The following is a 15,450-nucleotide window of genomic DNA, read 5'->3' as shown; positions in this document are numbered from 1 at the left end:
GCGTTATAATGGAAAAAGGTGGTGACATTGTGAAAGAATTAACAAAGTATAGTGCTCAGTATAAACCGTTGCAAATATTGATGTTTTTAGCATCATTTTTACTCAGTTTATCAGTCGTATTTCAAAATATATATTTAGGTAAAATTATAAATCAAATGCTTGTTGTTAAAGAAGGTTACCAACAACTTTACCAATGGGTATTTATTTTATTAGCTGTACTGTTATTACGGGCTACTTTTAATTATTTAAATCAATTAACAGGGCAGAAACTCTCTTTTAATGTTAAAAAAGATGTTAGAAATCAATTAATTAATAAAGATACAAAGAGATCGAAATTAACGATATTAACAGAAGCAGTGGAGGGTATTCATCCTTTTTACGAATCTTATTTACCACAAGTCTTTAAATCAACCCTCATTCCTGTTGCAATCGTTATAACATTATTATTTATTCATTGGCCAGCTGCTCTCATTATGATGATAACAGCACCATTTATTCCGTTATTTTATATTGTTTTTGGACTAAGAACACGTGATAAAGCTAAAGATCAAATGCAATCTTTAGATCAATTTGCAAAAGAATTCATTGATTTAACGAAAGGTCTTGTTTCTTTAAAATTATTTAATAGAACAGATCAAACAGTGAACAAAATTCATAAATCTAGTACATCATTTAGAGATTTAACGATGGAAATATTAAAAAGCGCTTTTCTATCAGGTTTGATGCTAGAATTTATTTCTATGTTAGGGATTGGTATTGTTGCTTTAGAAGTTGGATTAAGATTAATTGTATTTCATGATGTTTCATTCTTAGTTGCAGTCATTACTTTATTATTAGCACCTGAATTTTACAATGCTATTAAAGATTTAGGACAAGCTTTCCATACAGGTAAGCAAAGTGAAGGCTATATTGAAATAATAGAAGATATAAATAAAGAAGAGAATGAAATCTATAAACCAATAACGATTAATCCAGATATGAGTCAAGAAGACATCATAACAATAAATGATGTTTATTTTTCATACCCTGAACGTGAAGATTTTGCGTTTAGCCATTTAAATTTAAACATTAAAGAAAATATGCATACTGCAATTGTAGGGCAGAGTGGTGCTGGTAAATCTACTTTAGTGAAATTAATCATGAATGAACTCTCTCCCATTAAAGGACAAGTTCAGTATAAAAAAGATATTAAAATTGGCTATCTATCCCAAAGACCTTACATTTTCAGTGCATCTTTAGAAGATAATGTCACAATGTTCCAAAATTACGATAAACAACAAATTGAAGATGTATTACAAAGAGTTGGTCTTATAGAGAAAGTTAGCCAGTTATCAAAAGGTATTGAAACGAAAATTGGTGACGGTTATGAAATGCTTTCAGGTGGGGAAATGAGACGTGTAGAATTAGCAAGATTACTATTATTAAATCCTGAAGTGGTTATATTTGATGAACCAACAACTGGATTAGATATTAAGACAGAACAAGTTATCGTTAACACTGTGAATCAATTTTCTAAAGAAAAAACAATCATTACGATTGCACATAGACAAGAAGTATTAAAATATGCCGACAATTTCATTAAAGTTAACAATGGAGATGTTCAAGTAACAAATAGCCCACTGAAAGGTGGTCAGTTCACATGAAAAAATTAACTATCAAATTTGATAAAGATTTTTATTTATCAATTATTATAGGTGTTTTAGGTATGCTCACTGCTTTAGGTATGTTTGCGTTGAGTGGTTATATGATTTCAAAAAGTGCTTTAGGAACACCGCTATACGCTTTGATGATTTTAATTGTTTCTATTAAATTATTTGGATTTGTAAGAGCTATTACGAGATATTTTGAAAGGTTATATTCTCATCGATCTACATTTACGATGTTAAGAAATATACGTGTTGAACTCTTCAATTATTTAATTCCAATTGTCCCTAATGTGTTTAGAAGATATCGTTCAAGTGACTTACTAACACAAATGGTAAATAATGTCGAAAGATTACAGAACATTCTATTACGCGTTTATTATCCCCCAATCGTAATTATATTAACGACTATCGCAACAATTTTAGTCATGATAAATTGGAGTGTTTATGTTGGTATTATTATTGGAATTTCAATGATGATGTCTGTTATCGTCATACCTTATTTATCTACAAAACGTGCAAACATTTTAGCAGAAGATGTTCAACGAAGTGAAGAAGAATATGTGGCAGAATACTATGATTTTGAAAATGGTAAAGCGGAATTAAATAGATTCCAACAATATAACAGTTTTAAAGATAAAGTTTTTAATCAACAAAATATTTACGAAAATAAAAAATATAAAGAGCAGAAATTTTTAAGTACGTATGATTTTATGCTCAATATATGCGCTATGATAAGTATTTGGTGTATTACTATCTTATGTATATGGCAAATTCAAGATGGCGCGTTAAATGCAGTGTTTTTTGCAAGTATACTCATGATTGTCATTACATTATTTGAGCAAGCTATTCCAATGACAAACGTAGCTTTTTACAAAGCAGATACTACTAGAAGTCTTAAAAATATCGAAGAAGTTATAAATCAAAATTTTGAAAATCGAGAAACATATGAAATAAGCAATAACGCTTTATACTATGCTGAAAAATTGAATTTTAAATACGATTTTCAAGAAAGAAAAACGTTAAAAAATGTTCAGTTTAAAATTAACGAAGGTGAGCATGTTGCTATTATAGGTCCATCAGGCTCAGGTAAGTCTACATTATTAAGTTTGTTAATGGGCTTATATAGTTCTAACGAAGGTTTATTGGCGTATAAAGGTAAAGCTTTGCCTCATGTTGAACATGAAAAATACGTAGACGAAATAAATACAATGTTACAACACAATCATTATTTTGAAGGAACGGTCAGAGAGAATTTATTAATAGAAGAAACTGATGAGAATATGAAAAATGCATTAATGAAAGTGAGATTAGAACATTTGAAATTAGATGACAATCTCACAGAAAATGCAGAAAATATATCAGGAGGAGAAAGACAACGTCTATCAATAGCTCGATTACTATTACGAAATGCGAACATTTGGCTTATGGATGAACCAACTGCTTCTCTTGATGAAGAAAATGAAAAAATCATTATGAACAATTTATTAAGTACTGACGATACAATAGTAATCGTGACACACAATTTGAAGTACCTTGAAGATTTCGACCATATAATAGTTATGAATGAAGGAGAAATTCTAGAACAAGGTGATTATCAAACATTGCTACAAGAGCAGGGCTATTTATATGACGTAGTGGACTTTAATAAAGCGTATTGATATGTTAAAAAAATGTCTGTTTAAGCTACTAGGTTACAATTACTTTATATAAACTATCTTAGTTAAAAGGGGGATAAGTATGATTGTATTACTAACTGGTTTAGGTACATTAGTTGCAAGTTTAGTTTTAAAGGTTTCTAATCCAAAGAATATTAATAAAACATATGGATACCGTACAAAAAGATCTATGAAAAATAAAACACAATGGAATTTTGCTCAAAAATATTCCGCCAAAATGTTAATGATCATAGGGACACTCAATATTTTGATAGGGATTGTCTTAATGTTTATAACTTATAGTAAAGAATATTATTTATTTTTTGAATTAGGTTGGGCAGTTCTGACTTATCTCCCAGTTTTTATACTAACTGAGAGGAAGCTAATACAACTTGAGCGTTCCTTAAATTAACGGTAAGGCATTCAGGTATTTAAGGCGAAATCACTCTTTTTGTATTGGCAGTAGCTGACTGTTATGAAAATGCGCTTATAACAAGCTTTTTCATACCTAGTCACCTTTGCCGGGGTGGGACAGAAATCTCTTTTTAATAAAATGAGATTTCTGTCCCGCTCCCTTTTTAACTAAATAAGATATCGAATGTTGCAAGACAAGGTGCACGTGCAACATAAAGTCCTCGAAAGTTGCAAGACGAGGTGCACGTGCAACATAAAGCCTCCTTGTTGCCAAGACTACTGAGAAAAGTCAATAAGACTACCGTTATTGACACGTTTGATAAGAAAAGACAATAAGGCTACCGTTATTGACACGTTTGATAAGAAAAGGCAATAAGGAACTCAAAATTTACAAGACAAGAGCCGCATGCGATATAAGTGTCCAGTCTATTACTACTAACACAAAAATGAGTTCGGGACATTAACTATTGTCCCGAACTCTTAATTATTATTTTTCTTGATTAATTTTATCTATGTTTTTAATCATTTTTTGTAAAAGTATGTTTAATTGTTCTGTTTCTTCATCAGTTAATTGAGATACGTCTTGTATTAAATGAGAAGCTTGGTATAACTTTTCTTTCATTTCTAGACTTTTATCTGTTAAGTGGACAAAAACTTCACGTTGATCTAAATCCGATCTTTTACGTTTAATTAAATGGAGGTTTTCCATTCTTTTTAATAAAGGAGATACTGTACCTGTATCAAGTGCTAGACCTGTTACAAGTTTTTTGACATTGACCGGTGCTGTTTCCCACAAAATTGTTAGTACTAAATACTGTGGGTATGTAATGTTATATTCTTTGAAAATTTTATTAGAATAATAACGATTGACTTGTCTTTGTGCATTATACAAATTAAAACACAATTGATTCTGGATATTTAAATTATCCGGCATAATCTTTCCCCCAAACTACAAATGAAATAGCTTTTTATTTCCGAACTTCTAATCTATTATATAATGAATAATTTTAGTTTGTAAATATTTTTAATAATGATTCCGATTATCTATAGAAATAATAATGTTGTTTACTTTAAAACGCTTAAGACTTTGTAGTTTATATTGGAATATCATATAATGACAGAAAGGTGGTAGAAACATGAGTAGTGGCAAAAATATAAAAGATAAAATGAATATTACAGTGCTGACGGGCTTTTTAGGAAGCGGAAAAACAACTTTACTACAAAGGTTAATAATAGAAGCGAAAGAAGCAGGTAAAAGAGTTGCAATTGTTATGAATGAATTTGGTTCTTTTGATGTTGATAGCCAGCTTTTAGGTGAAGGTATTTCAAGTAAAAGCTTATTAAACGGCTGTATATGCTGTTCTTTAAAAGATGATATGGAGGTTGTACTTCATAACTTATACCATAGTGAGAAACCAGATTTAGTTATTATAGAAGCTACTGGGATAGCGCACCCGGTAGAAATAGTTGATGCATGTCAAAATCCTACTATTGTAGATAAAGTACATATGCCTTTTATTATTGGTGTTATGGATGGTAAAAGATACATAGAAAGAGATCGCTATTCTAATCAAACTAAACATTTAATGGAAGAACAAATGGCAAATGCACATGTAATAGTAGTTAACAAATCTGATGAACTGTCTAATGAAGAAAAAGGAATGCTTGAGGATCATTTAAACGAAATAAAACATCAACCAGATGTCTATTTTACAAATTACTCTAAAATAGACCAAATAATTGAACGTGATGATGCAATAATTAATATAGAAGGTAAACATAGTCATCATCATGGTATTCAATCCATTAATTATACGTTTGATGGACCTATAAAGATGGAACTTTTAATTCGTTTCTTACAACAGTTACCTGATTCTATATTGAGAATAAAAGGATTTGTAAAATTCCAAGAAGAACCAGATCAGACTTATTTATTCCAGTATGCGTTCGGAGTGCCTCAGTATGAACCAGAAATGATGAACATGCCGTTAACAATTGTTATTATAGGGGAAACAATAGATAAAGCATATTTACGTAATAAATTAGACATGTTGAACTTTACTTAGGAGATGATGGGATGGAGCGTATTCGAATAAATAAACACGTCAGTTATTCTAGAATCATTCATGGATTTTGGAGATTAAATGAATGGGGTTATAGTAACCAACAATTAAATGATTATATGCACGATATAGTTGATCGCGGTATTACAACAATGGATCATGCAGATATATATGGCAATTACACATGTGAAAGTTTATTCGGTGATGCTTTAGCGCTTACGCCGAACTTAAGAGAAAAATTAGAAATTGTAACAAAATGCGGAATAATTCTACCTAATCAAAGTAACCCTGAATTTAATGGGCATCGCTATGACCAAAGTTATGAACATATCATTCAATCTGTTGATCGTTCGTTGACGAATTTAAGAACGGATTATATCGATACGTTGCTTATTCATAGACCATCTCCACTGATGGATCCTGATGAAGTGACTAAAGCTGTCATGCACCTTGTAGAACAAGGGAAAATAAAAGCTTTTGGTGTTTCGAATTTTAAATGTAACCAATATGAACTATTGAATGAAAGCCTCAAAAAAGAAATGTCACATATTTCGGTTAACCAAGTTGAAGTATCGCCATATGAATTAGAAAATATTGAAGATTGTACACTGAATAGAATGTTACAACATGACGTAAAAGTTATGGCTTGGAGTCCATTGGCTGGTGGAGCGATTTTTAATGAAGATGATCCAAAAGCAAAACGTATATTAGATACAATTCAGCCAATAGCTGCTAAATACAACGTTAGTATAAGCACGATTATATACAGTTGGTTATTACGTTTACCATCAAAAGTTATGCCTATTGTTGGTTCAAGTAAAATTGAAAGAGTAGACGAAGCGGTTAAAGCAACTAAAACATCGTTAACAGACCAAGAATGGTTTGATATATATGTAGCGTCGCGTGGAGAAGATATATTATAGAAAAAAGCACTAAATCGTTAATGAAATTCAACGGTTTAGTGCTTTTTTCTATGTCACATAGATGTCTTTATGATTCTAAATCAAGTCGATTTAGCACGATTTCTCCTAATGATTTACTTGCAACAGCCATGCAATCTTCATTCACTTCGAATTTAGGATGATGATTCATATAAGGTGTATCTGTATTTTCAGGTTTACTACCAACAATATAGAAAGTACCAGGAATCTTTTGTAAATAATAAGCAAAGTCTTCTGACCCTGATGCTTGTGGTATTTCTATCAAGTGATTGAAATAATCGCCTTTACTTTTCTCAAGAATATCTACCATTTTATCCGTTTGTTCTTCATGGTTATAGAGTACTGGATAGCCATAATGATAGTCTAAATTACATTCAACATCGAAACCTAAAGCGATACTATCTGATATTTTCTTGATCTCTTCGTACATTTTTTCTTCATAATCAGGATTTAAATATCTTGCTGTTCCTTTAATCGTGACACTATCTTGAATCACGTTATATCCACCTGGAGCTTCAAAGGCACCAATTGTAATAACGCCCATTTCAAGAGGATCAATTCTTCTTGATACAACTGTTTGGATTGTATTTACAAAGTTTGTGCCAGCTACTAAAGCATCGTGTGTTTTGTGTGGGCTTGCAGCATGTCCACCAAGTCCATTAATAGTTAATTTAAATGTTGAGCTACCTGAAAAAGCTTTTCCTTTATGATAGCCAATAAAGTCAGGGTTAGCTACAGGAACGATATGAATACCATAAATCTCATCAATATCATCTAAGGCTCCAGATTCAACGATAGCTTTAGCGCCACCTGGAGGTTTTTCTTCAGCGTGCTGGTGAATGATTTTAATTGTTCCTGGTAATTCTTCTTTTAATTCTATTAGTGCATCAGCTAGCCCCATTAGATAAGCAGTATGCACATCATGACCACATGCATGCATTACACCTTCATTTGTAGACTTAAATGGTACATCTGCTTCTTCTGTAATTGGTAATGCATCAAAATCAGCTCTTAATCCGATTGTGCGACCTTCTTTTCCACCGTTAATTTCTACAATAATTCCATGTTCATCTTTAACAGGTTGTGATATTTTAACATTTTTATCTTGATAAAATGATTTGATATACTCTGCTGTATTTTCTTCTTCAAATGATAATTCAGGATATTGATGTAGATGTCTTCTAATCTCTATCATTTCGTTTTCTCTTTCTTCAATCAATTTAAATAATTTTTCTTTTAAATCATTCATATTTTGCCTCCTTAAATATACTAAAAAAGTATAACAATAATCTTTTTTTTGCATGAAATATTTGCACTTATAAATACCAAAAAAATTTTATGATTGTTTTTGAATGTTTTTGGTTGAATGTGATTGACTTTTTAATGAAAACGTTTTATCATATCAATGAACAGGGGTGATGTGATGTTAACTGAAGAAAGGCATCAACTCATAATTGAGACGATTAAACAACGGGAAACAGTATCTTTACAAGATTTAATTCAATTAACGCAATCAAGTACTTCAACTATTAGAAGAGATTTATCGCTACTTGAACAAAATGGCTTTTTAAAAAGAGTACATGGTGGCGCGACGCAAATAACGAAACGACATGAAGAAAGAGATATGTCAGATAAAGAAACGCGTTATCAAAATGAAAAGAGAGAAATAGCGAAAGTTGCAGCTAGACAAATTTCAGAGGGCGATACGATTTATTTAGATGCAGGGACAACAACTTTAGAAATGATACCTTATATTAATCAGCAAGATATAGTTGTCGTAACTAACGGTTTAACGCATGTAAAACCATTATTAGAAAAAGGTATAAAAGTTTATATGACAGGCGGAGAAATTAAATCTACAACATTAGCGAATATAGGTGTAAATGCCGTTAAATCTTTACAGAAATATCGATTCGATAAAGCTTTTATGGGCATGAATAGTATAGATTTAAAGTATGGCTTAACTACACCTGATCCAGATGAATCAAAAATGAAAGAAACAGCAATTCATCTTGCTTCACACATTTATGTGCTATTAGATCATTCTAAGTTTAATGAAGTATCATTTGCAGAAGTGGAAATTGATAAAGGTTTTGAAATATTAACTTCTGAAAAAGCAATTAATGAAATAGAGAATATTACACTTTATAAAGAAAAGTATGAAATTAGTGGAGGTTTAAAATGATTTATACAGTAACATTTAATCCGTCTATAGACTATGTTATGTTTACAAATCAATTTGAAGTAGGTGGATTAAATAGAGCACATGAAACAAATAAGTTTCCTGGAGGAAAAGGTATTAACGTTTCAAGAGTGTTGAATACTTTAAAAGTTGAAAATACAGCAACAGGTTTTGTTGGAGGATTTCCTGGAGAATTTATTAAAGATAAATTAGAACAGTCCAATATTTTAACTGATTTTATTGAAGTAGAAGAAGATACAAGAATTAACGTGAAGTTAAAAACTGGTTCTGAGACTGAAATTAATGGTCCAGGTCCAAATATCGAACCACAACATTACGAATCATTTTTAAATAAAATGAAACAAACAACTTCGTCTGATACAGTCATAATCGCTGGAAGTGTACCAAGTACATTAAAGAAACCGGTATATAAAGAAGTTGCAGAAATATTAAAAGAAACCGGTGCTACGCTAATTGTTGATGCAGAGAAAGATTTAATGAAATCTATACTTTCTTTTGAACCGAAATTTGTGAAGCCAAATAAAACAGAATTAGAAGAAATTTTTGATAAAGAAATTAATACAGATCAAGAAGTAATTGATTGTGCTAAACAGTTAATAGAAGAAGGCGCTCAATCGGTCATCGTTTCACTAGGTGGTGAAGGTGCAATCTATGTGGATTCGAACATTCAACTTAAGGCAATTGTGCCTAACGGAGAAGTAGTTAACACTGTAGGTTCGGGTGACAGTACAGTGGCAGGTATGGTTGCTGGATTAACAACTGGTAAGGATATTGAAGAAGCATTCAAATTAGCTGTAAGTTGTGGAACAGCTACAGCTTTCAATGCAGATTTAGCTGAACATGAAGATATAGAAAGAATTCTATCTAAAGTAACGATTAAGCATTTGTAAAATAGGGAGGTTAATATTATGAGGATTACAGAACTCTTAACTAAGGAAACAATAGCAATGGATTTATCAGCAACGACTAAAGATCAAGTAATAGATGAACTTGTATCTCAATTAGATAAAGCTGGTAAATTAAGTGATGAAAAAACATTTAAAGAAGCAATTCATACAAGAGAGTCACAAAGCACAACTGGAATTGGTGAAGGTATTGCTATACCACATGCTAAAACAGATGCTGTTCAATCAGCAGCAATTGCATTTGGTAAATCGATTGAAGGCGTTGATTATCAATCGTTAGATATGCAACCAGCGCATTTATTCTTTATGATTGCTGCACCAGCTGGCGGAGCTCAAACTCACTTGGATGCGTTAGCTAAACTTTCGGGTATTTTAATGGATGAAGCAGTACGAGAAGAACTGTTACAAGCTAATAGTGAAGAAGAAATTTTAAACATTATTAACAAGCATGATGATGAAGCGACAGATGATGAGTCTAACGAGGAATCAGAAGCAACTCCGATTCAATCTGAAAACGTTGAAGAAGAAGGATTAATTTTAGCAGTTACAGCTTGTCCAACAGGTATCGCGCATACTTATATGGCAGCTGACTCATTGAAAAATCAGGCTAAAAAAATGGGTGTACCAATTAAAGTAGAAACAAATGGTTCAGGCGGAATTAAAAACCATCTAACTGATGAAGACATTGAAAAAGCAACAGGAATCATTGTCGCTGCAGACGTACATGTTGAAACTGATCGTTTCGATGGTAAAAATGTTGTGCAAGTACCTGTAGCAGATGGTATAAAAAGACCAGAAGAATTAATCAATATGGCTCAAGATACTAGTCGTAAACCATTTGTAGCTAAAGGTGGCAAACAAAGCTCATCAACTTCGAATGAAAAACAAAGTGTATCTAAAACAATTTATAAACATTTAATGAACGGTGTTTCAAATATGTTACCACTTGTTATATCTGGTGGTATCTTAATGGCAATCGTGTTCTTATTTGGAGAAAACTCATTTGATGCTAAAAGTTCACAATATAATGAATTTGCAGCAAACTTATGGCAGATTGGTAGTGAAAGTGCCTTTAAACTAATTGTACCAATCTTAGCTGGTTTCATTGCACGTAGTATTGCAGATAAACCAGGTTTCGCGTCTGGTCTTGTCGGTGGTATGTTAGCAGTGGCAGGTGGTTCAGGATTCCTAGGTGGTATTATAGCAGGTTTCTTAGCGGGTTATTTAACTGAAGGTATTAAATATGTTTCTAGAAACTTACCTCAAATGTTTGAAGGTTTGAAACCGACATTAATATATCCAATTCTCTCAGTTTCCATTACTGGTTTACTAATGGTTTATGTGATTAACCCACCTACAGCGTGGTTAAATAATTTATTATTAAATGGATTAAATGATTTATCAGGTTCGAATATTGTATTACTAGGTTTAGTAATCGGTGCTATGATGGCAATTGACATGGGTGGTCCATTCAATAAAGCTGCATATGTATTTGCTACAGCAGCATTAACAGAAGGTAACGCAGCAGCTATTACAGCAGCAATGGTCGGTGGTATGATACCTCCAATCGCAATTGCTACAGCAATGTTACTGTTCAAAAATAAATTTACAAAAACTCAAAAAGGTTCTATTTTACCAAACTATGTTATGGGACTTTCCTTTATAACAGAAGGTGCCATCCCGTTTGCAGCAGCGGATCCACTACGTGTCATTCCATCAATGATGGTAGGTTCAGGAATTGGTGGTGCGATAGCTTTAGGTTTAGGTTCTAGCATTCAAGCACCACATGGTGGTATATTTGTAATATTAGCTACAGACTTTGGCCATGTATTACAAACTTTATTAGCAGTAATAATAGGTGCTTTAGTAAGTGCTATTATATACGGATTGCTTAAACCTAAATTAACACAAGATCAAATTGATATAGCTGAAGAAATAGAATAAAAAATTAAAAATTTATATAAAAAAACCGACATTGTAAAATTACGTTGTCGGTTTTTTATTGAAATCATTGATAAAATTTTATATGATGAATAAAAATATTGTAAGATTTCACAATATGGAAATTAAGAGGAAAGATGTAAAACATGTTATATTATAAGACGATTATAAAATCTGAAGAAGCAGAATGGGTTACCTTGTTACACGGGGCTGGAGGTAGCTCTTCTATTTGGTTTAAACAAATGAGATATTATAGAAAGCACTTTAATGTTTTACTTGTTGATTTAAGAGGTCACGGCAAATCTGCAAATAAAGAATGGAAGAAAAATGATTCATTCGAACATTTAGCTAAAGAAGTCATAGACGTACTCGATCACTTAAAAATTAAAAAGACGCATATTATTGGGATGAGTTTAGGAACAATTGTTGGGCAAACAATGGCAGATTCGTATCCTGAAAGAATTACAACGTTAGTTTTAGGTGGCGCAATTATTAATGTTAATTTAAGAACTAAATTCTTATTAGCTATTGGTAGGACTATTATGAACTTTGTTCCTTATATGTTACTTTATAAATTATTTGCTTATATCATTATGCCTAGAAAAGAACATGAAGAGTCTCGATTGAGGTTTATAAACGAAGCTAAAAAAGTTTCACAAAAACAATTTATAAAATGGGTTAAGCTAACCAAATTAGTGAATCCATACTTAGCGCATTTGCAAGTGGCTACAAAGAATATCCCGACTTTATTTATTATGGGAGATGAAGATTATTTGTTTATGCCACCTGTAGAACGGTTAGTAAAAGACTATGAGAACTTTTATTTAGAAGTTATCGAACAAGCAGGGCATGTATGCAATATAGATAAGCCAGAAGAATTTAATAAAATTAGTTCACAGTTTATAATGAAACACAACGAACTATCTTTTTAATGGAAAATGTATGCGTAAAATAATATATGCATACATTTCTTCTTATTCATTTTAATTAGTAGTAAAATGTGTTAGACTTAACTCAATATGCTATAGTCGGGAGAGGTGACGCAAAATGGGGAGGATTTAGTTTTACACTTAAATTCAAGCATGTTTTCTTTAAAAATAGAACTAAAAAGGTGGCCCAAGCGTCACCGCAAAATATTTGGAGGTGAATCCCTAGAAATAGGGAACTAATTGGAAATTTCGACCATAATAAACTTTATTGTATTCTTTATATTAATTGCATTTACAATGGTATTCGTAGGTTCTGAATTCGCGCTTGTTAAAATACGTATGACGAGAATAGAACAACTTATATCTGAAGGAAGTAAGTCTGCTAAAATTGTATATAAAATGGTAAAAGAATTGGATTACTATTTATCTGCTTGTCAGCTTGGTATTACTGTGACTTCACTAGGATTAGGTTGGATTGGTGAACCAACATTTGAAGTTCTTATACATCCTGCATTAGACTTCTTTAATTTACCAGATGCACTTACTACTACATTTTCTATCGTTATCAGTTTTCTAATTGTTACATTTATTCACGTAGTAGTTGGTGAACTTGCACCTAAGACTGTTGCTATTCAACAAGCGGAAAAACTATCATTATTTTTTGCTAGACCGCTTTATTATTTCGGTATCGTTATGAAACCATTAATTTGGTCTATGAACGGAACAGCTAGAATACTTGTACGTACTATTGGTATTCAACCTACAAATGAAGAACAAGCAATGTCTGAAGAAGAATTAAAGCTTATCATGACTCAAAGCTATCAAAGTGGTGAAATTAACCATACAGAATTAGCTTATATGCAAAACATTTTCTCATTCGACGAAAGATTAGCAAAAGATATCATGGTACCTAGAACACAAATGGTTACATTAACTGAACCATTTAATATTGAAGAACTGCTCGAAATTATTAATGAACATCATTATACACGTTATCCAATTTCTGAAGACGGCGATAAAGACCACATAAAAGGCTTTATCAATGTAAAAGAATTTTTAACAGAGTATGCTTCAGGCAACAAAATTAAAATTAATGCCTACATTCATAATTTACCACTGATTCATGAAGTTACAAGAATCAGTGATGCATTAGTGAAAATGCAAAAAGATCATGTTCATATGGCATTAGTTATAGATGAATATGGTGGTACTGCTGGTATTATTACAATGGAAGATATACTAGAAGAGATTGTCGGAGAAATTAGAGATGAATTCGATGACGATGAAATAAATGATATTATCAAAACTGGTGAAGATACTTACCAAATAAATGGGCGTGTCACACTTTCTGAATTAGAAGACAAATTTGGAATTGATTTTGAAGATTCAGATGATATAGATACAATTGGTGGTTGGCTACAAGCTCACAATCCTGAAATAGAGAAAGATGACTATGTCGATACAGAATATGACAAATGGGTTGTCATAGATGTAGAAAATCATCAAATTAGAACTGTAGCACTCCATAAAGAATTTATAAAAGAAAGAAAAAATCTCTTTGACGAAGATGAAGAAGACGAGGATTAAGACGTGAATAAAACAACTTTAACATCACTTTTTAGATTTACAGGCTATTTAGAAGGCGGTTCGTTGTTATTATTAATATTAATAGCGATGCCAATTAAATATATGTTAGATATTCCAACTGTAGTCTCTGTTATAGGTATGTTACATGGCGTTTTATTTTCTTTATATCTCATTATGATTTTAATAATGACGACCATAGTGCGCATTCATATAAAATGGCCAATAGTAGCTTTAATTTCAGCATTTATTCCTTTTGGTACTTTTATATTTGATCGCTTCTTTATTAACAGTAAGACTTACGATAATATAATAAAATAATTTTTAAAAGAGTCTGGGACATAATTAACTGTTCCAGACTCTTTTTTGTATTCTATTTTCTTTAATCTTTTTCTTCGTGTAGAATAATAATATAAGATGGATTAAGAGAGGAACCATAGGTATGAGAATTAATAAATTTTTAAGTGAAGCTGGTGTCTGTTCACGTCGTGGAGCAGATAAATGGATAGATGATAAACGTGTAAAGATAAATGATGAGTTAGCAACTTTAGGCTCACAAGTGGAAGATTCTGATGTCGTAAAAGTTGATAATAAAGTTATAACGATTGATAAAGGTTATGTATATATTGCTTTGAATAAACCGAGAGGCATTACTTCAACTACAGAAAAGCATATTAAAGGCAATGTAGTAGATTATGTGAACCACCCAGAAAGAATATTTCATATCGGTAGATTAGATAAAGATTCAGAAGGCTTATTGTTACTTACCAGTGATGGCGATATTGTAAATGAAATATTGCGTAGTGAAAACCATCATGAAAAAGAATATGTCGTGACAGTTGATAAACCTATCACGAAAGAATTTATTAAAAATATGTCTAATGGTGTTGTTATATTAAATCAAAAGACATTGCCGGCGAAATTAGAACAACTCAATGATAAAACTTTTAAAATTATTTTAACGCAAGGTTTAAATCGTCAAATTAGAAGAATGTGTGAAACATTAGGCTATAACGTTAAGAAGTTAAAACGTATACGTATAATGAACATTAAGTTAGATGGTATCAAATATGGAGAGTGGCGAGATTTAACAGCTGAGGAATTTAATACACTTACTCAAACACTTTCATATGAGCCGAAAAGAGAGCGTATGAAATCTAAATAAAGGG

General features: G+C 31.7%; 14 protein-coding genes. 12 read left to right on the top strand and 2 right to left on the bottom strand.

Going from position 1 to position 15,450, the window contains the following annotated elements; translation table 11 throughout:
• The first annotated feature begins 29 nt into the window (after positions 1–29).
• From LQ682_RS09145 to LQ682_RS09135, 3 genes are all read left to right on the top strand, one after another.
• On the top strand, positions 30–1,643 hold the full coding sequence (locus LQ682_RS09145; protein WP_239724137.1) for an ABC transporter ATP-binding protein/permease: 1,614 nt from the start codon (positions 30–32) through the stop codon (positions 1,641–1,643).
• On the top strand, positions 1,640–3,304 hold the full coding sequence (gene cydC / locus LQ682_RS09140) for a thiol reductant ABC exporter subunit CydC (protein WP_239724134.1): 1,665 nt from the start codon (positions 1,640–1,642) through the stop codon (positions 3,302–3,304). Before LQ682_RS09145 ends, cydC begins: the two co-directional genes overlap by 4 nt.
• A 79-nt stretch (positions 3,305–3,383) precedes the next feature.
• Positions 3,384–3,713: an SdpI family protein gene (locus LQ682_RS09135; RefSeq protein ID WP_147641095.1), complete on the top strand. Its 330-nt coding sequence runs from the start codon at positions 3,384–3,386 to the stop codon at positions 3,711–3,713.
• Between the two features lie 489 nt (positions 3,714–4,202).
• Here LQ682_RS09135 and LQ682_RS09130 read toward each other — a convergent pair whose 3' ends face one another.
• A complete protein-coding gene (locus LQ682_RS09130; protein WP_017000978.1) occupies positions 4,203–4,649 on the bottom strand; it encodes a MarR family winged helix-turn-helix transcriptional regulator in 447 nt (148 codons plus the stop codon).
• 202 nt (positions 4,650–4,851) lie between these two features.
• Here LQ682_RS09130 and LQ682_RS09125 point away from each other — a divergent pair, with 202 nt between their 5' ends.
• A complete protein-coding gene (locus LQ682_RS09125) occupies positions 4,852–5,781 on the top strand; it encodes a CobW family GTP-binding protein (protein WP_103268643.1) in 930 nt (309 codons plus the stop codon).
• An 11-nt stretch (positions 5,782–5,792) separates the two neighbouring features.
• Entirely contained in the window at positions 5,793–6,701 is a 909-nt protein-coding gene (locus tag LQ682_RS09120; protein ID WP_017000976.1) for an aldo/keto reductase, read from the top strand.
• Positions 6,702–6,768: 67 nt separating this feature from the next.
• On the opposite strand, the gene LQ682_RS09115 is transcribed toward LQ682_RS09120, so the two are convergent.
• Complete coding sequence (locus tag LQ682_RS09115; RefSeq protein WP_103268642.1) at positions 6,769–7,968, bottom strand: M20 metallopeptidase family protein; 1,200 nt, start codon at positions 7,966–7,968, stop codon at positions 6,769–6,771.
• Positions 7,969–8,142: 174 nt separating this feature from the next.
• Here LQ682_RS09115 and LQ682_RS09110 point away from each other — a divergent pair, with 174 nt between their 5' ends.
• From LQ682_RS09110 to LQ682_RS09080, 7 genes are all read left to right on the top strand, one after another.
• Positions 8,143–8,904, top strand: coding sequence for a DeoR/GlpR family DNA-binding transcription regulator (locus LQ682_RS09110; protein WP_064204681.1), 762 nt, complete (start codon positions 8,143–8,145; stop codon positions 8,902–8,904).
• The gene (gene pfkB, locus LQ682_RS09105) at positions 8,901–9,812 is read left to right on the top strand and encodes a 1-phosphofructokinase (RefSeq protein ID WP_103268640.1); all 912 of its coding nucleotides are present in this window, start codon (positions 8,901–8,903) and stop codon (positions 9,810–9,812) included. Before LQ682_RS09110 ends, pfkB begins: the two co-directional genes overlap by 4 nt.
• Before the next feature lie 18 nt (positions 9,813–9,830).
• Positions 9,831–11,771 carry a PTS fructose transporter subunit IIABC gene (locus LQ682_RS09100; protein ID WP_017000972.1) on the top strand — a complete coding sequence of 647 codons (1,941 nt, stop codon included), beginning with the start codon at positions 9,831–9,833 and terminating at the stop codon, positions 11,769–11,771.
• Between the two features lie 143 nt (positions 11,772–11,914).
• Positions 11,915–12,700: an alpha/beta fold hydrolase gene (locus LQ682_RS09095; protein WP_017000971.1), complete on the top strand. Its 786-nt coding sequence runs from the start codon at positions 11,915–11,917 to the stop codon at positions 12,698–12,700.
• Between the two features lie 237 nt (positions 12,701–12,937).
• Positions 12,938–14,284, top strand: a complete 1,347-nt coding sequence (locus LQ682_RS09090) for a hemolysin family protein (RefSeq protein WP_017000969.1) — start codon at positions 12,938–12,940, stop codon at positions 14,282–14,284.
• Positions 14,285–14,287: 3 nt separating this feature from the next.
• Positions 14,288–14,602 carry a DUF3817 domain-containing protein gene (locus LQ682_RS09085; protein WP_017000968.1) on the top strand — a complete coding sequence of 105 codons (315 nt, stop codon included), beginning with the start codon at positions 14,288–14,290 and terminating at the stop codon, positions 14,600–14,602.
• Between the two features lie 121 nt (positions 14,603–14,723).
• Positions 14,724–15,446 (top strand): pseudouridine synthase, encoded by a 723-nt coding sequence (locus LQ682_RS09080; RefSeq protein WP_064204683.1) that lies wholly within the window; start codon positions 14,724–14,726, stop codon positions 15,444–15,446.
• Positions 15,447–15,450 lie beyond the last annotated feature (4 nt).

Source organism: Mammaliicoccus sp. A-M4, from assembly GCF_022386955.1.
GTDB classification, from domain to species: Bacteria; Bacillota; Bacilli; order Staphylococcales; family Staphylococcaceae; genus Mammaliicoccus; species Mammaliicoccus lentus.
The sequence above is the reverse complement of the archived record's forward strand: the minus strand, read 5'-3'. Positions and strand labels throughout refer to the sequence as shown.